This window comes from Bacillus multifaciens, from assembly GCF_030756675.1.
Lineage (GTDB): Bacteria > Bacillota > Bacilli > Bacillales > Bacillaceae_G > Bacillus_A > Bacillus_A multifaciens.
The window spans coordinates 40,266-57,325 of the sequence record NZ_JAVBXD010000015.1; the positions used below are offsets into that span (position 1 = coordinate 40,266).

A 17,060-nucleotide genomic window follows, 5' to 3' on the forward strand; every position below is an offset into this window, starting at 1 on the left:
ATTTACATTGGCGTGGCATTTAAAGTTAGCTATCCAATGTTTCTGGCCTTAATTAAATGAATGAGAGGAAGACTTAAAAGAAATGAAAAAGTCAGTTAGGTTTAATGATCTCAGGATAAATACATTATCATTTGAAAAACTAAATATCTTTTTATTTTTTTATTCCTTTTTTATTATGTTGTTTTTTACACAGACATCTCCATTCTTTACGTTAAGTGAGTGGGTAGATTCTAATGCCTTTTTTACAGTTGGAAAAGGTATGGCTAATGGAGTAGTCCCTTATCAAGATATTTTTGAACAAAAGGGTCCTTTGTTATATGGTTTGCATGCATTAGCTTATTCGTTTTCTCATACTACTTTCGTTGGAGTATACATACTGGAAAGTCTTGCGATGTTCGCTAACGTTGTTTTAGCATTCAAGATTTCCCGCCTTTATTTGAATTGGATGCCTTCTGCACTTATATCTATTTTTTTCCCAGTATTAGTATTAAATCAAAATGCATTTCGTTTTGGGGATAGTGCTGAAGAGTTTTCAATTCCTTTCATAATGACACTTCTTTATATGATATTTAAATATTATAAGTACGGCTCTGACTCTCTATTTAAACGAGGAATTTTTCTTCTAAATGGGATTATGATCGCCTGCGTATTTTGGATTAAATTTACCCTTGTCGGGGCTTGGATTGGATTCTACCTTGCAATTTTATTTATTTGTATAGGTGAAAAAAGATGGAAGGACTTAATGAACGCAATTGTTTTCACGTTTGCTGGACTAGTTCTTGCAAGTATTCCATGGTTTATCTATTTTGGTATGAATCATGCAATTCAAGATTTGATAGATGTGTATTTAAAATTTAATCTTGGTACTTATTCATCACAAGTTGGTACAGTTGAAAAACTAGCTAATTTTGCGTTTACTTTTGGAGATGCATTTAATGGTAATTTCGAAAGTAAAGTGTTAATTCTTGTTGGTTTAATTGATTTTATGTTTACATGGAAGTATTTTAAAGATAGAAGTCAAAAATGGATGCTTTTAAGTACTGTCATTTTCTTAATAGTAGGAGTATATATTGGAGGAAGAGGCTATCCATACTACTTCCTTATTATAACTCCTTTGGGGCTATTTGGATTGATAGCAATCGCTCATTTTATTCAAAATGCTAACATGAAGTCGCAGATTACTCTTGGTAAGAGTAAATGGTTTGCTCTATCAATGATGGCAATGGCAACAATTTTCTTTTGCTTCGGTTATAATTCCAACATGAAGGCTTCAAAGTTCTATCAGAAGGGGCCTCTTGCACAAGAAACATTTGCAGAAATCATGCATCAAGAACCGAATCCAACATTATTAAATTATGGTTCTTTAGACGGTGGGTTTTATTTAGCTGCAGATATTGTACCGAATATCCGCTATTTTGAAAGACAAAACATTGGTTATGATGAATATCCTGAAAATATGGATGAACAACATCGTTATATAAAAGAGAAAAAAGTTAAGTTTGTTGTATTAAGAGTTGATCCAAAAACGAGCCCAAGTGAGGTTGACGTTCCTTACCTTCGCAAAAATTATCGTTTAGTTGCTGAGCAAAAGCAATTTGTAGAAGGAGCAGAAACGAAATTCTTGCTCTATAAAGATAAAAGCTTGTAAAACTTGTTGTTTGTTGTGTTAATAGAACAACGGGAAATTTTATTCTACTCTTTAGTAAAGAAATGAAAGTAAAACAGAAGCAAATAGAGTGTATGACTAAAAACCTCATCTATTGTTAAAGTGGATGAGGTTTTTTTCTATCCATTTAAATTTTTCTATAAGTCACTGTAGAATGTGCTGGTTTTCTGAAATCTTGTACATAACTGTTTATATATCAGTCCACTTTGCTTTTTTAACATCTAAGTTTCGGCCACGCAGAACAAAATATGACCACTACTATGCATGGCCAGATGTCTTGTCCTCACTAAAAAGAAAGAGGCTTTATATCAGTTTTTAACGTCTTATAATAAAACTTTTTATTTAGTTTGTAATAATACGTTCTGAAAGTATCATTTATATTGTAAAATGAAATTAAGATAAAAATGAATGGACAGGAGAGATCACGCTTCGATTATGCAAATGAAAAACCTGTTTCAAAGTAAAGGATTTCAGAGGTTAGTTGTATTAGGGTTACTTGTGCTCATCTTATATGGATTGAAAAGTATGTTTAATTTAATTTTGATTACATTTATTCTTACGTATTTGATGGATAGATTTCAAAAATTTATTTCTCGCAAGTTGGAACATTTTTTACCAATTAATAGGAAGATGATTATTGCATTTTTATATGTAGCATTAATTAGTGGAATCGTTACTACATTATACAAATATGTACCAGTTTTACTGGTACAAATTACGCAACTTGTGTATCAGTTCAATATATTTGTACGAAATCCACCTGATAATGAAGTAATTAGATATCTAGTTTCTGCAATTGACCACGTGGAATTATCGAAGTATGTGAATCAAGGCGTTGATATTATTTATAATTCCCTAGCAAATGTTTGGAAAGTAAGTTTGCAAATTTTACTTTCCCTTATTTTAAGCTTATTTTTCTTACTAGAAAAGTCTAGAATTGTTATGTTTACAGCGAAGTTCAAAGAAAGTAAACTAGCCGTTTTCTATAATGAAATAGAGTATTTTGGAAGAAAATTTGCTCGCTCATTTGGAAAAGTGATTGAGGCGCAATTTCTTATCGCGATTGTAAATTGTGTGTTATCGACCATTGCACTTTGGATTTTAGGTTTTCCGCAGCTGCTTGGACTAGCTTTAATGATCTTCTTGCTTGGTCTTATTCCAGTCGCAGGTGTAATTATTTCGCTGTTTCCGCTTTGTATAATTGCTTATAATACCGGTGGTATGGTGTATATTTTATACGTTTTAATTATTGTGGCAGTCATTCATGCGATTGAAAGTTACTTCTTAAATCCAAAGTTTATGTCAGAAAAAACAAATTTACCTATATTTTATACATTTATGATTTTAATTTTCTCTGAACACTTTTTAGGTGTATGGGGATTGATTATAGGGATTCCAATTTTTATGTTTTTACTTGATGTGTTAGAAGTAATAAGTGACGAAAAAGAAGAAACAGTGAATAAGGAATAAAAAAGCATCTATTTAGATGCTTTTTTATTTATAACTTATATTTTCGTATGCCATACTGTAAGAAAAGATAATGGGGTGAAGAAGTGGTTGTAAACGAAAAATATGAATTTGCAACATTTGCTGGAGGATGTTTTTGGTGCATGGTGTCACCATTTGAGGAAATGGATGGCATTATAAAGATTGTATCTGGATATACAGGTGGGCATAAGGAAAATCCAACATACAAAGAAGTTTGCTCAGAGACAACTGGGCATTATGAGGCGGTACAAATTACTTTTGATCCAGGGTGTATGCCCTATGAACAATTACTTCACTTATATTGGCAACAAATTGATCCAACTGATGCTGGAGGTCAATTTCATGATCGCGGACAATCATATGAAACAGCCATTTTGTATCATAGTGAAGAGCAACGTAAAGCCGCAGAAGTGTCTAAACGTGAGTTAGAAGAAAGTGGACGTTTTTCGAAACCGATTGTCACGAAGATTTTACCAGCTGCAACATTTTATCCTGCGGAAGAGTATCATCAAGGTTATCATGAGAAAAATCAGTTTCGATACGCGTTATATCGCCAAGGCTCAGGGCGTGATGCGTTTATCAAGAAATATTGGCCAAAGGATAATACTCATTTAAAGGAAAAGCTTACTGACATGCAATTTTATGTTACACAAGAAAATGGAACAGAACCACCTTTTCAAAATGAATATTGGGACTATAAAGAAGAAGGTATTTACGTTGATATCGTATCAGGAGAGCCTTTATTTAGTTCGTTAGATAAATTTGATAGCGGCTGTGGGTGGCCTAGTTTTACAAAACCGATGCTATCAGCAAGTATAAAAGAAAAAATGGATGTTAGTCATAATATGACGAGAACGGAAGTACGCAGTAAAGAAGCAGATTCTCATTTGGGACACGTATTTCCAGATGGACCAGGACCGAATGGTTTACGTTATTGTATTAACTCTGCAGCATTGCGCTTTATTCCTAGAGAGGATTTAGAGAAAGAAGGATATGGGGATTTTCTCATCTTGTTTAGACGCTAAAAAAGATAACAGCCTGTTCCACTTATTTCATTTTTGGAACAGGCTGTTATTATATTGGAACACATCCGGTACGATCAATGATTCGGAAATCCCCAGTATCTTTTCGAATGTGAACATTTTATATGTCATTTTTTTAACTTGTATTTATATAGAAATGGTAATCATATAGTTTTTTTTTTCATATATTGATGAATTACATAGATTCCATAGCTTTGAATAATGAAGAAGCTAGGAATGATAAAATATCGATACCTTGTCTGTATCTCTATTAAAAAATGAACAGCTATATATCCGATAATAAGTAAGAGAAATAATGTATAATGAAAGTTTTTCTGTTTTGTGAAAAGAAGGGGTAATAATCCAATTACACCAAATAACATAGTTGCCATATACACATATTTTTCATATTTCATGGATGTATCAATTAATTCTTTTTTGTTTAAGTGATTTAAGCTCCAGTAACCAGCGGAGTCAATATCACCCCACATAGAGGAAAATTTATCTCCAAAGAGCGTGAATAGCTTTTCTTTATCTGCAATTCGTTCTTTAATGAGTTTCATTTCTACTGCTTTTCGTTCTTCACCTATTTCTAGGCCTAAGATTTGTTCAGCATCTGATTCTGAATATGAGCCTGCTGTTTCATGGTTAAGCCCTATGGAAAATTTCCAAAGAGGGTCACGATTAGATAAAGGATATTTTGTAACTCCTGTAGTAATGAACAGAGAGCTTACAATATAATGGACAGCGTAAAAAACAACAAGAATACCAATGAGTTTCTTTGTAGTAGTAAACATTGTTTGTTTATCTTTTCCAAGAAATCCATGAAGGAATAGGTAAATGATAACTGCTAATAAAATGAGACTACCTAGAGGGCGTATTATATCACCAAGCGCTAGTGTAATTCCGACAAAAATCCAAGTATATTTACTGTGGAGCCCTTTTGTTACTAGTAAATAGAATCCTAAATAAAATAAAAAGGTTGCAAGGTGTTCATTAGTTAAGACAGAACTCATCATAATGCTTGAAATATAAAAGGCATATAATAGTCCAGCTATGCGTCCAGTCCATTCATTGAAAACTTTGCTTGTAATGCCATATATACATAGTGTCGTTCCTGTACAATAAAGGACATTTAACAACTTTAAAATGAATATATGGTTACCAAATAATTTGATGACAAAAGCCTGATACATCATAAATCCTAGTTGATACACCCATGTTGTGTAGTAGGGAGAACTTGAGAAACTATAATCGCCGTGAGCAGCTTGTACAGCACTCTCATACATTAATGCAAAGTCAGATTCAACTGGTGTTGGGATTTTTAGAATCCAAATAAATCGAGTGATAAACGCACAAAGTGTTAATAAAATAATAAATGTAGTTTTTGAAAAGTATGTATTACAAAGATAAGTTAGTAGTATAAGCAAAATCATGGTGATAATTATAATGGGAGCACTAATAAGTGTTCGAACGAATAGAGTTTCTTTAACAGTTAAATAAGAATTCCAAATAGAAAAAGCAAAGATAAGTAAGCACAAAATTGTGAGGCACTTTGCTAACAATGAACTGAAACGACTCCATTGTATGGTTAACATGATTGAATACACCCCTTGTTGCATATAATGATTTATACAGGAATAAGGCACGCTACTTATTGCACTTAAGAACTCGAAGTTTTACTTTATAAGAATACAATTTTTTTCAACAAGGTAAAATGTTTTTCAGAAAGAAAAAATAATAAAATATGCCCCTTGTTTAGACAAGAGGCATATTTTTATCCCGCTATTCGTGGGCGTCCTGCGATTCTGAGCGAGCCGCTTCCGCTTTTTTAAAGAAGTTAGGTGGGAGATAAACTGTCCGTAAAAGCCCGATTGGTGAGGGCTGATAATCAGTGGGGATAACGCCCCCCACTGATTAAAGTTTCACTTTATTGATGAGCTGCTTTCTCTGCCCATTCTTCTACGTTCCAAACTTTTGTAATCCAACCTTCATAAAAGTCCGGCTCGTGACAAACAAGAACGATTGTACCTTTATATGCTTTCATAGCACGCTGTAATTCTTCTTTTGCTGTTACGTCGAGATGGTTTGTTGGCTCATCAAATAATAGCCAGTTACTTTCCGTTGCCATTAATTTGCATAAACGAACTTTTGCTTGTTCACCACCACTTAATTGGCTCAGTGGACGAGAAATATGTTCATTTTTTAAGCCACATTTCGCAAGCATTGCACGTACTTGATGCTGATCTAAGTGCGGGAACGCATTCCATACATCATCAATTGGCGTAATATTTTCAGCCTTAACTTCTTGTTCAAAATAAGCGGGCTCTAAGAAATCACCAAGACTAATTTTTCCGTTTAGCGGTTTAATTTTTCCAAGAATCGTTTTGAGTAATGTTGATTTTCCGACCCCGTTACATCCAACAATGGCAATTTTTTCACCGCGTTCAATTGTCATTGTTAACTTCGGTAAGAGAGGATGTGTGTAGCCGATTTCTACACCTTCTCCTTCAAAGACAAAACGACTGCTCGCGCGGCATTCTTTAAAAGAAAACTCCGGTTTCATAGCAGTTTCTGGACGATCAATACGTTCCATACGATTGAGTTGTTTTTGACGGCTTTTTGCACGTCCAGTTGTTGAGTAACGCGCTTTATTTCGCGCAATAAAATCTTCTTGCTGTTTAATGAATTCTTGTTGTTTTTGATATGCTTGTAAATGTTGATTTTTGTTAATTTCTGCTAGTTCTAAGAACTTTTCATATGTTGCTGTATAACGTGACATTTTTGAAAACTCAAGATGGAAAATAACATTAACACATTTGTTCATAAACTCTGTATCATGGGAAATTAAAAGGAACGCATGAGGATATTCCTTTAAATAGTTTGTTAACCATTGAATATGTTCAACGTCTAAATAGTTCGTTGGCTCATCGAGTAATAGTACCTCAGGCTGCTCAAGTAATAGCTTCGCAAGTAATACTTTCGTACGTTGTCCACCACTTAACGCTGAAACATCACGATCTAGGCCAATTGCATCAATTCCAAGACCGCGTGCTGCTTCTTCAATTTTAATATCTAATAAATAGAAGCCGCCTGCTTCAAGTGCATCTTGCACTCCTGCCATTTTTTCAAGTAGTTCTTCTAATTCTTCTGGCGATGCTGTTGCCATGTTCTCAGCAATTGTATTTAACTCTTTTTCTTTTTCAAATAAAGGTAAGAATGCATCCGTTAATACATCACGAATCGTTCGTCCAGGTGTTAAAATTGTGTGTTGATCTAAATATCCATAGTGTGTGCCTGGTGTCCATTCTACACGACCTTGATCATGAATCAGTTGCCCTGTAATAATATTCATAAATGTTGATTTACCAACACCATTTGCACCGACTAATCCGACATGTTCTCCTGCTAATAAACGCATTGATACATCTTTAAATAGTGTACGGTCACCAAAAGTATGACCTAGATTTTCAACTGTTAATAAGCTCATAGTGTCCTCCGCCCTGTTTGAAATATATAAATTTATTTTAATTTTTCAATATAAAAGTCGCTGCTATGCAGCATAAAAAATGCCCTGCACTCGCTTTCTCTTTTTGCAGCTGCTCTTGACTATCTAAAAAGAAAGAGATTTTAGGTCAGTGTTTCAATTTATAATAGTATCTTGAATCATGATACTAAATTCTTAAATATAATGCTATCTTTTATCTTTGAATGAACACGTATTCTTTATGGAAATTAACTGTAACTTTATGGGGTTTTCATTACAACAATGTAATGTTCCTGTAAGCTAAATCGATAGTGAGGTTCTTATATATATTATAAAATTTAGTCAGTAAGGTGGTACAAACACTGTAAAGATGAATAAACATAATGATAAAAAATACGAGAATGTGTGCTGTATACCAATATGATAAATAGTCATTCGTGTATTCATCTTATATTTGTTTAGAGATTACAAAAACCCCCCCTTGTTTTTACGAAAAGACCCCTTGTATAAAGAGCAACTGTTCCTGTCCGGGACAGTTGCTCTTTTTTTTCTGCTTATTCGAGAACAGTTAATACAAGTTGCAATTAACTGTTCTATTTGCCAACAGTAAGCCCCCTACCTCAATATTGTGGGTGGGGGGCTTACTGCTGGCATGAATTTATTTAAAGTATCCTCTAACAATCCCTTTTAAGCGATTTGTATGGAATTTTCGTTTATCATTAGAGATGTTTTGCATTGCACGGAATAAAGCGGCGGCAATGGCGCGTAAAAAGTAAGGGAATCCATAATGTAAGCGAATGACTCTTCCGAAACCGCCGGCATAGGAAATAGCTCTTTTTAGTGATTGCTCATTAATAATCTCTTCTTTTACTGGATGATATACGAAAAGATCTTTCTTAAATAAACCTGTATAGCCATTCTTCATACCGCGAAGTACAAAGTCGGTTTCTTCACCGGCTCCGTAAATTGTCCCTGCTCCAACTCCTAAGTTTTCATCAAATGTGCCTACATCTTGTACGAACTGCTTCGTAAAGAAAAGGGCAAAGGAAGGGCCCATGAATCCGTATTTGTTATTTAAAATAATATCTGTTTTAGGAGCATGTATTAAAGAGCCTGTCCCTTCTACATTTGTTGTATTGGTGGAAATAAAATGAATATTGTTATTTCGTTTAAACGTCTCCTGAATGTTTTCTAACACATTCGTTTCGTAAATACAGTCGTCATCTGGAAAAGCGATAACATCACCATCAGCTACTTTTAAACCTGTGTTTCGTGCACGGGAGAGTCCTTTGATTGGCGTGTATATATAATTGATTGGGAATTTTTCTTTATAGTCATTAAATAAATCTGCGATTGGTGTATCGTTTTGGTCGACTACAATGAGTTCAAAGCCTTTATATGTTTGCTTTTCTAACGATTTTAGTAAATCTATAATATCATCACGTCTGCCGCAAGTCGCCATGATTAAAGAGAATTTCAATCGGAACAGCTCCTTTAAAGAAGTTTCATTCGCTTAAACATGCAAGATGGTGTTTTGTTACTTACATTATTTTTTCTTCAGCTTTTCTTTCATTTTATCTAAAAACATAAACAATATCTCATCTTTTGTTATCAATAAAATTAATGCATATACACATCCGCATATGATGACTGTAACAAGAACAGAAAGGGTTTTTCCTGCAATTGTTATATGGATAAGATAGGATAATGGTACAAATGTAAGTGAATAGAAGAGATATTTTAGTTTCGACATATCGAATAATGTGTAATTTACTTTTAGTTTCTTTTTTACATATATATATTCCAGTGTAATTAACAAGCAGTATGCAATTGTAGTTGTGACAATTGCTGTTGTCGGTGTGAATACGTGAAAGACGATCAGCAAGATATTTAAAATAAGGTTTAGAAAACCACCAATGAATAAAAAACGTACTAAAATGTTTTCTTTCTTTTTTACGTAAATAATTTGATTCGATAAAATGGATTCGATACCTATTGCAATCATGTATAATGCAAAAGCAACTAATGTGCCACCAGCGTTAGCAAATTTATTTCCCCCGTAAATAATAACAGCCCCATGAGCGATAAGCATTAAGCCAATAGCTGCTGGAAATAATGTAATAAAGTACACTTTTGAGATTTTATTTAATAATGCTTCATACTCTTTTTCATCTGCATTTCCTGATAAATAAGAGAGCCGCGGAATGGTAACTTGAATTACACTTAACATAAGTGTATTAATAATTGTCATAATTTGAAAAGCCATGACATAGTAAGAAAGTTCGGATTTACCAGCATACTCCCCTAATAATAGTCGGTCTAATTGTGTATATAGAATAGTTGCATTTGAAAAGATAACAACTAAAAATAATGGTTTTAAATGCCGAACAATGGTTATGTTGGAAAAATCGAACTTAACTTGACGTTTTACATATACAAAACTGATAAAATGGTTTAAAAATGTTGATAAAACTAATAAACTTGCAAATTGTTTGTAATCATTTGCACCATGAATAAAAATAAATAGAAGGACAACATAAATGAGACGAACAACAATTGTTTTTTTCGCAATGAAATCATAATTTTCATGTGCTTCATTGTACCATTCTACATAAAATAAACTTGAAATAAAGTTGAACCCGAAAATAAGAAGAACAGGAAATTCCTCTTTATTTTCATATCCAATGTAACTAAAAAGTAAAAAGGCAATTAAAGCAAGGATACTAGTTGTAAAATTAATAAGATATAAATTTGTAAACAATTGGGAAGTTTTTTTTCTATCCTTTTTAACTAAGCTAATTTCGCGTAAACCATATTGATACACACCAAATGTAGCAAACACAAAGAAAAAATTAAAAATTGTTTCGCTATTGTTAACTGTTCCCATTGAATGAGGCCCGAGCATTCGATATGCATAGGGGCCTACTAGAAGCGGAAGGATAATATTAAAGGTGTTGAGCAATAATTTATAAAAAATATTTGATCCAATTGATTTTTGCATAATTTCACCTTTCACTGATAGTTCTTGAAATAAAATGCTTTTGTTGTAAGCCTTGCATGTTAACCACATCCAGATACTCTCGCCCTCTCTAAAAAGAGGTTTTTTAACTTTTTATATATTGAGTGATATTCACGGAATGTTCCTTTGGCTAATCAGTTATGTAAGGGATTTAATTATAAGTAATTACGGATATAAGTTTACCGCAGATAAACTTTGTAAAGCAACAGTAGATTCTTTTCTTAATTGTATTAAAAATAGCATACGATGTATGAAAATAGCCTTAGTATTTCTTCATACATTAAAAAAACTTGGCGAATACATTCGCCAAGTAGAGGGTGTAGAATTATACATTCCACGGTTTTTGAATTGTTAGTACTTCTGCCATTTCCTTACTTTTTAATCGGTTCATTTTTCGTTTTTCTGCACGTTCCCCGCCTGTGTTGTATAACCAGAGCTCTTCCTCTGTTTCAGCGATTACACCTGGTACAGAGGCTGGTTTTCCATCTTTTAATGCGACGAAAGTGATAAAGCAAGTAGCGGCAATGCGGCGTTGCCCGCCTAATAAATCCTCTGCAACGATTTTTACGAATACTTCCATAGAAGATCTTCCTGTATAACAAACGAATGCTTCATAGCAAACAGAATCGGTTTGATGAATTGGTGTTAAGAAATCAACAGAATCGATAGAAGCAGTTACACAATGCTCACGGCTATGGCGTGCAGCGGCGATAGATGCGATGCTATCAATTTCTGCTAATAATTTTCCGCCAAATAATGTTTGATGGTTGTTTAAGTCATTTGGAAAAACACGTGTTGTTTTTATCGCTCTTGACTCTCTCATAAATTTCTTTTCCATATTATCTACTCCTGTTTTGTTTGTTCTAATGATATTCATCAGAACTTAATTTATTTCGTCCATCATTCATTATAAATAGTGAACGACAGTTTCTCTGTATATAGATTGTAGTGTAAAAGAGATTTCGCTTACATTGCAAGGGGAATATATGATGTTACTAACTTTGTCATAGAAATAGAGTACCGGTATTCTATTTATTCGTGATAAAATCGTTTTGTTACAAATATGAAGTTAAGGGTATAGATACCTATTAACAAGAGAAAAAAGAGGTGCGATAGAATAAAGTTATGGGCAAGGTACAGATAGGTTTTTCAGCTTTTTTTAACAAGGTAGTAGTTGGACTCATGTTCCTCTTTTTTGCATATTCCTTTTGGTATTCTTTTGGCGAGGTAAAAACTGTTTTTGGCGTAAACTCCTCTAGTTTAGCGATTGTATTAGGTGTTTGTATCATTTTACTTTTACTGACTACCTCTATTTTACAATATCGATTTACGAATAAACAATTTATTATTTTTCTCATTTCAGGTACTGTATTACTCCGGTTTCTATCCATTGTGTTAATAAAAGTTCCAATCGAAAGTGACATGAATGTGATGTATGAAGCTGCTAAGCAAGTTGCACAAGGAAATACTATTTTTAGCAGTCTAGAAGCTGTAGTTCAATCTCCTTTTATTATGTATGAGTCTTTTTTTATTCGTTTTTTTGGAGATGCAACGTTTGTCTTAAAGGTATGTAATGCTTTATATTGCGGAGCTACCGCTTATTTTATTTATCAGCTTGCTTCAAAGCTATTTCATGAAGAATGTGGCCGAATTGCAGCGATATTATACGCTTTGTATATTCCTAATATCATGCTTTGTTCTATGTTAACGAATGAACATTTGGCAACATGTTTATTTTATCTTGCTTGTTACTTACTTATACATAAAGGCTTAAGTCATTCGTATATGTGGGGAATCGCTGCTGCTTTATTTGCTTTCAGTAATATGATTCGTCCATTAGGTTTATTTTTGATTACCGTTCTTGTTCTGTATCTTGTATTGGTAGAAGTTTTACAAAGTCCAGATAGAAAAAGAGTGTTGATTAGACTAGTAGGTGTATGTGTTATATTTTATGGTGTTCATTATGCAGTAAGTTATGCATTGGGAACAGCAGGTAACTCACGATACATCTTTACAAATGATCGATATATTCAAGCTGTCTTAGTAGGAAAAAATGAAAAAACAACAAAACAAGAGAAAAAAGAATATAATATGGATTTTATAAACAAAAAGTTAAATGAAATAGAAAAGGATCGTTTTTCTTCTATTCAAACGAGTTTAGGAAAGCTAGAAAAACAAGAAATGAAAAACACCTTTATAAAAGGTGGATATTTTATATACATGATAATTACGATATTTGCAGCGATTTCTATGTTACATCTTCTAGTACAAAAACAGGAAAATAGAAATTATATGCTGTTTTTACTCATTATTGCGGGTTATTTATGTACAAGGTTTATGAATATGCATATTGTATATGAGGGTGTATTAGTTCCGAGCCTATTGATATTACAAAGCTATGGGATATATGTGATAAATCAGTATTGTCAAAAACTATTTTTTAAAAAGTAAAACTCCTATGAGTGTGGATGTGTTTCTTCCTCGCTCTTAGGAGTTTTGTTTTATCGATTTAACTCCGACATTAAACTATCAGCTGTTCGAGACATGTTTGTAGAAGCCTCTTCGATTGATTTTATAACATGTGTAATGAGTTCAAGTTCACTTTCAATTTTTTGAGTTTGTTCTTTTGAATTAGACATATCTTTTACAATTTCTTCAAAGTAACTATCAGTTTCATTCATGCTATTTGTTCCGTCTGAGACAAGATTATTAATTTGTTCAACAGAAGATGAAACATGCGTAATTTGTTCATTTGTTTTTTCAACAAGCTTCGTTACGTTTGAAATAGATTCTTTTGTTTGCTCTGATAACTTACGAATTTCTCCCGCTACAACTGCAAATCCTTTTCCGAATTCACCGGCACGTGCAGATTCAATCGCTGCATTTAAGGCAAGTAAGTTCGTTTGATCAGCAATCGATTTGACAATATCAATAATTTCATTAATTTTTTTGGAAATGACAAGTAGCTCTTGTGTATCTTGAATAATAGTTTGCATGCTGCCCTTTATACTTTCCATGCGCTGATTTTGAATATGAAGCTGCTGTTTTCCTTGATTTGCTTTTTGCTCTGATTGTATCGCTAGTGATGTACCTGTTTTGGCAATGTCGATCATGTTTTCTGATTGCTCCGTTAATTGGTGAATGGAGGCATTTGTTTTCTCTGATACAACAGCAAGCTCTTGAGCAATATGGCTGATTGTCATTTGAGCAATTTCTTTTTCTTGCTCATGTTCTTTTCGAATCGCTTCATATTCTTGTTCGTATGCTGTTAAAACAAGCTCCTGCTCAAGCGTAAAGAGCTTGTTTAGTACATGTACAGCACAAGCAAAATCTTCAATTTTTGTGAAGTGTTCTTTGAAAACTTTAATGATAGAACGGAATAATTCTTGATATGCAGATGTATACCATTTTCTATGTAAACCAATTTTCACGTGTCTTCGTGCAATTTGCACGCGACGTTGAATAAAATCTTCATCAATATCACCACTGAATAGCTGTTCAATATGTTTTTTTAATGTTGTTTGTAGTTTTTGAACGGAACTATATTTTTCAATGATATGTATAAGGTGTGGTTGCTTTGTAATATTTTCATAGAATTTCTTTGTAATCCAATCCAATTGTTCATAAATAAAAGGTTGTAGCACTTTTACAACCTGTAAATCTTCTTTTGTTACGTGTAACATGTCCATTTGTACGGCTAAGTCAGAATCTTTAGGTACAAGAAATGTTACGATCTTATCTTTACTTTGTTCTTTTATACTTCTTTCATTTGTTTGATTACTTTCCCTTTTAAATAGACTCAGCATAATCGTTTCCCCCGTATATATGTCTTTCTCTCCTTGTAAAAAACCCCTCGTTAAAACGTTTCCAATATTGCTACCTTGTTTATTATATCTATTTTTTTACATTTTCTCTATATTGTTATATAAAATTAAGAGAATTTATGTGCTATAAAAAAAGAGAATCCATGAAAGAATTCTCTTTTTATAAAATAGATCAATGACCTTTATGAACTTTTGCATGTGTTTTAAAAAAGACTGGGAAATGTACATTATAGATAAAAGTTACGACACGTATAACAAATGTTACGAGTAAACAAATGTAGAAAGCCAATACGTGTGACCCCATCTCATAAGTAATAAGGAAGCTAATTGCGCCTAGGATGGAGGCAATTGCATAAATTTCTTTACGAAAGACATATGGGATATCTTGCGCGCACATATCACGTAAAATTCCACCGCCAATACCTGTAATGACTCCCATAGAAACAACTAAGAAAGAACCATCCATATGATGAGTAATGGCCGCATTTGCACCGATGGCAGTAAATACGCCTAAACCGACAGCGTCTGAGAGCATAATAACAACTTGTAATTTATGAATTCGTTCAAAAAACATACAAGTAAATAATGCTGCTAAAATACTAATGAAAAAGTAAATTGGTTGTACAAATGCAACTGGAGGCAAGTTTCCAATCATAACATCTCGAATTATTCCGCCGCCAAGTGCTGTTGCTACAGACAAACAAAGGACACCAAATAAATCGAGTTCTTTTTTTAAACCTACTAATGTACCAGAAATGGCAGCTGCGATAATGCCGAGAAACGTAAATACATCAATTAAAAACATCGCTCCGATCCCCTTCCTTCTAAAGATGTTCCAAGGAAAGAATATACACTAAAGTTATCAAAATAACAATTACTGTTTCGCTACATGTAAAAAAAGTGAAAGAATAAGGAAAGAAAGCGTTTGAAAATGCTTGAATGAGTAAGAGTAAGCACAGGGAAGGCTTTGTTTTTTAGAGCGGTAATTTCTATATTTACAAGTAGGTAAGGAAGAAGGAAAAATGCTATTTCCTAAGATTTTGGGATTCAATGAAAATACCATCTAGTCAATTGAAAACTTATGATATAATAAGTATTTGGAACGACGCAACAATATTTATAGGGGGTAAAGATGCTAAATCACAATAGTTTAAGTTATAAATTTGAACAATTTCTATTGATTTTTATTATATTACAACCAATTATAGATTTACTTACATCGTTTTGTATTTTAGAGCTTAAAATCGATGCAACGGTTGGAGTGATAACACGTTTATTTGTTATGGCTCTTGGTGGCATTTATATTCTTACGCAAGTTCGTGTGAAAGAAAATCGAAAATACATTATATATTTACTTGGATTAGGAATTGTCCTTGGATTAGGATTTTTAAATAATAAAATGATTAAACATCCGATGCTACAAATGGAAGATCTTAAGTTTATAGCAAAGGCACTATATCCATTTGTCATGATAAGTTGCTATATTCTTGTATTCAAGTCATTAAAGATGAAAGAAACAATGCATACAAAGATGAGAAATTATATAGCATATGCAGCTTTAATTATAAATGTAACGATGGTTGCCGCTATTGCAACTGGAACAGATTATAATAGTTATGACTATTTTAAAGAAGGTTCTCGCGGCTGGTTTTTTGCAGGAAATGAACTGGGATCCCTTTTAGCGATCATATGTCCAGTTGTTGTTTTATATTCTATTGAGAAAACAACAAGCTTAGCAAAAAGTTATTTTTGGATTCCATCTCTTTTAATCATATTTTCATTATTTGCGATTGGAACGAAAGTAGGAGCCGGAGCTATTGTTTGTACATTTGCTATTGCTATTTTTATGTGCTTTATACAAGCATTTTTACAACAGAAAGAACGTAATAAAAAGCCATATTTGTTAAATGGTTTAATTGCAACAGTTATATTTGCAGGAGTAGCAGGATATTTTCCGTTCTCGCCAATATATAAAAATACAGGGATTAGTCATAAAGTATTTAAATTGCAAGAGGAAGAAAGGCAACAAAAGAACCATGTTAAACAAGAGGAAACGGTAAAAGGGACAGAAAAAACGAAAGAAGAAGAGAAAAAGGCTGAGACACAAGCTATTATTTTTAGCGGACGTGAATTATTTATGCAAACGTATAAAGATTTTTATAAACAAGCACCTATGTCTCAGAAATTACTTGGTATGGGGTATGGTGGTAACCTTAAAGATGCCTCAGAACTAAAAATAATTGAGAGAGATTTCCATGATTGGTTTTATACTTTTGGGATTATCGGTTTCATTTTTCTTATGATTCCGTTTGTGTATTATGGTTTGAGAATTCTAATAGTGTTAATAACAAGGTTCCGTGAAGTATTTACGGTCAAGTACGCATTGTTAGCTACTGGTCTTGGGCTAGCATTAGGAATTGCTTTTACAGCAGGTCATGTGTTAACGGCACCAGGAGTAAGTATTTACTTTGTCGTATTATTAGCATATTTAATCGTTGATTTAGAAATAGAATAATGGAAAAATAAAAGCTAGCATGATGTTAGCTTTTATTTT

12 protein-coding genes and 1 pseudogene are annotated in these 17,060 nt (G+C 33.1%); 5 read left to right on the plus strand and 8 right to left on the minus strand.

Annotated elements, in window-relative coordinates; genetic code table 11:
* The first annotated feature begins 82 nt into the window (after window positions 1–82).
* The 3 genes from Q9306_RS11720 to msrB all read left to right on the plus strand — a co-directional run bounded on the left by Q9306_RS11720 (window position 83) and on the right by msrB (window position 4,179).
* Complete coding sequence (locus Q9306_RS11720; protein ID WP_489670930.1) at window positions 83–1,648, plus strand: hypothetical protein; 1,566 nt, start codon at window positions 83–85, stop codon at window positions 1,646–1,648.
* 453 nt (window positions 1,649–2,101) lie between these two features.
* Window positions 2,102–3,136: an AI-2E family transporter gene (locus Q9306_RS11725; RefSeq protein ID WP_306198609.1), complete on the plus strand. Its 1,035-nt coding sequence runs from the start codon at window positions 2,102–2,104 to the stop codon at window positions 3,134–3,136.
* Window positions 3,137–3,219: 83 nt separating this feature from the next.
* A complete protein-coding gene (gene msrB / locus Q9306_RS11730; RefSeq protein WP_306198508.1) occupies window positions 3,220–4,179 on the plus strand; it encodes a peptide-methionine (R)-S-oxide reductase MsrB in 960 nt (319 codons plus the stop codon).
* Window positions 4,180–4,340: 161 nt separating this feature from the next.
* Here the strand turns inward: msrB and Q9306_RS11735 are convergent, their stop codons facing one another.
* The 5 genes from Q9306_RS11735 to Q9306_RS11755 all read right to left on the minus strand — a co-directional run bounded on the left by Q9306_RS11735 (window position 4,341) and on the right by Q9306_RS11755 (window position 11,520).
* Window positions 4,341–5,774: a glycosyltransferase family 39 protein gene (locus Q9306_RS11735; protein WP_306198509.1), complete on the minus strand. Its 1,434-nt coding sequence runs from the start codon at window positions 5,772–5,774 to the stop codon at window positions 4,341–4,343.
* Between the two features lie 332 nt (window positions 5,775–6,106).
* Complete coding sequence (locus Q9306_RS11740; RefSeq protein WP_306198511.1) at window positions 6,107–7,666, minus strand: ABC-F family ATP-binding cassette domain-containing protein; 1,560 nt, start codon at window positions 7,664–7,666, stop codon at window positions 6,107–6,109.
* Window positions 7,667–8,321: 655 nt separating this feature from the next.
* Complete coding sequence (locus tag Q9306_RS11745; protein WP_306198512.1) at window positions 8,322–9,143, minus strand: glycosyltransferase family 2 protein; 822 nt, start codon at window positions 9,141–9,143, stop codon at window positions 8,322–8,324.
* A 66-nt stretch (window positions 9,144–9,209) separates the two neighbouring features.
* Window positions 9,210–10,664 carry an oligosaccharide flippase family protein gene (locus Q9306_RS11750; RefSeq protein WP_306198612.1) on the minus strand — a complete coding sequence of 485 codons (1,455 nt, stop codon included), beginning with the start codon at window positions 10,662–10,664 and terminating at the stop codon, window positions 9,210–9,212.
* A gap of 343 nt (window positions 10,665–11,007) precedes the next feature.
* Window positions 11,008–11,520 carry an acyl-CoA thioesterase gene (locus Q9306_RS11755; protein WP_020059704.1) on the minus strand — a complete coding sequence of 171 codons (513 nt, stop codon included), beginning with the start codon at window positions 11,518–11,520 and terminating at the stop codon, window positions 11,008–11,010.
* A 344-nt stretch (window positions 11,521–11,864) separates the two neighbouring features.
* On the opposite strand from Q9306_RS11755, the gene Q9306_RS11760 reads away from it, so the two are divergent.
* Window positions 11,865–13,133 carry an ArnT family glycosyltransferase gene (locus Q9306_RS11760; RefSeq protein ID WP_306198517.1) on the plus strand — a complete coding sequence of 423 codons (1,269 nt, stop codon included), beginning with the start codon at window positions 11,865–11,867 and terminating at the stop codon, window positions 13,131–13,133.
* A gap of 50 nt (window positions 13,134–13,183) precedes the next feature.
* Here the strand turns inward: Q9306_RS11760 and Q9306_RS24620 are convergent, their stop codons facing one another.
* The 3 genes and pseudogenes from Q9306_RS24620 to Q9306_RS11770 form a co-directional block, all read right to left on the minus strand.
* On the minus strand, window positions 13,184–13,885 hold the full coding sequence (locus Q9306_RS24620) for a methyl-accepting chemotaxis protein (RefSeq protein WP_371932378.1): 702 nt from the start codon (window positions 13,883–13,885) through the stop codon (window positions 13,184–13,186).
* Between the two features lie 54 nt (window positions 13,886–13,939).
* Window positions 13,940–14,488 (minus strand): annotated as a pseudogene (locus Q9306_RS24625) (protoglobin domain-containing protein); the annotation flags it as partial.
* A 190-nt stretch (window positions 14,489–14,678) separates the two neighbouring features.
* Window positions 14,679–15,311 (minus strand): trimeric intracellular cation channel family protein, encoded by a 633-nt coding sequence (locus tag Q9306_RS11770; RefSeq protein ID WP_306198524.1) that lies wholly within the window; start codon window positions 15,309–15,311, stop codon window positions 14,679–14,681.
* 327 nt (window positions 15,312–15,638) lie between these two features.
* On the opposite strand from Q9306_RS11770, the gene Q9306_RS11775 reads away from it, so the two are divergent.
* A complete protein-coding gene (locus tag Q9306_RS11775) occupies window positions 15,639–17,021 on the plus strand; it encodes an O-antigen ligase family protein (RefSeq protein WP_306198526.1) in 1,383 nt (460 codons plus the stop codon).
* Window positions 17,022–17,060: the final 39 nt, after the last annotated feature.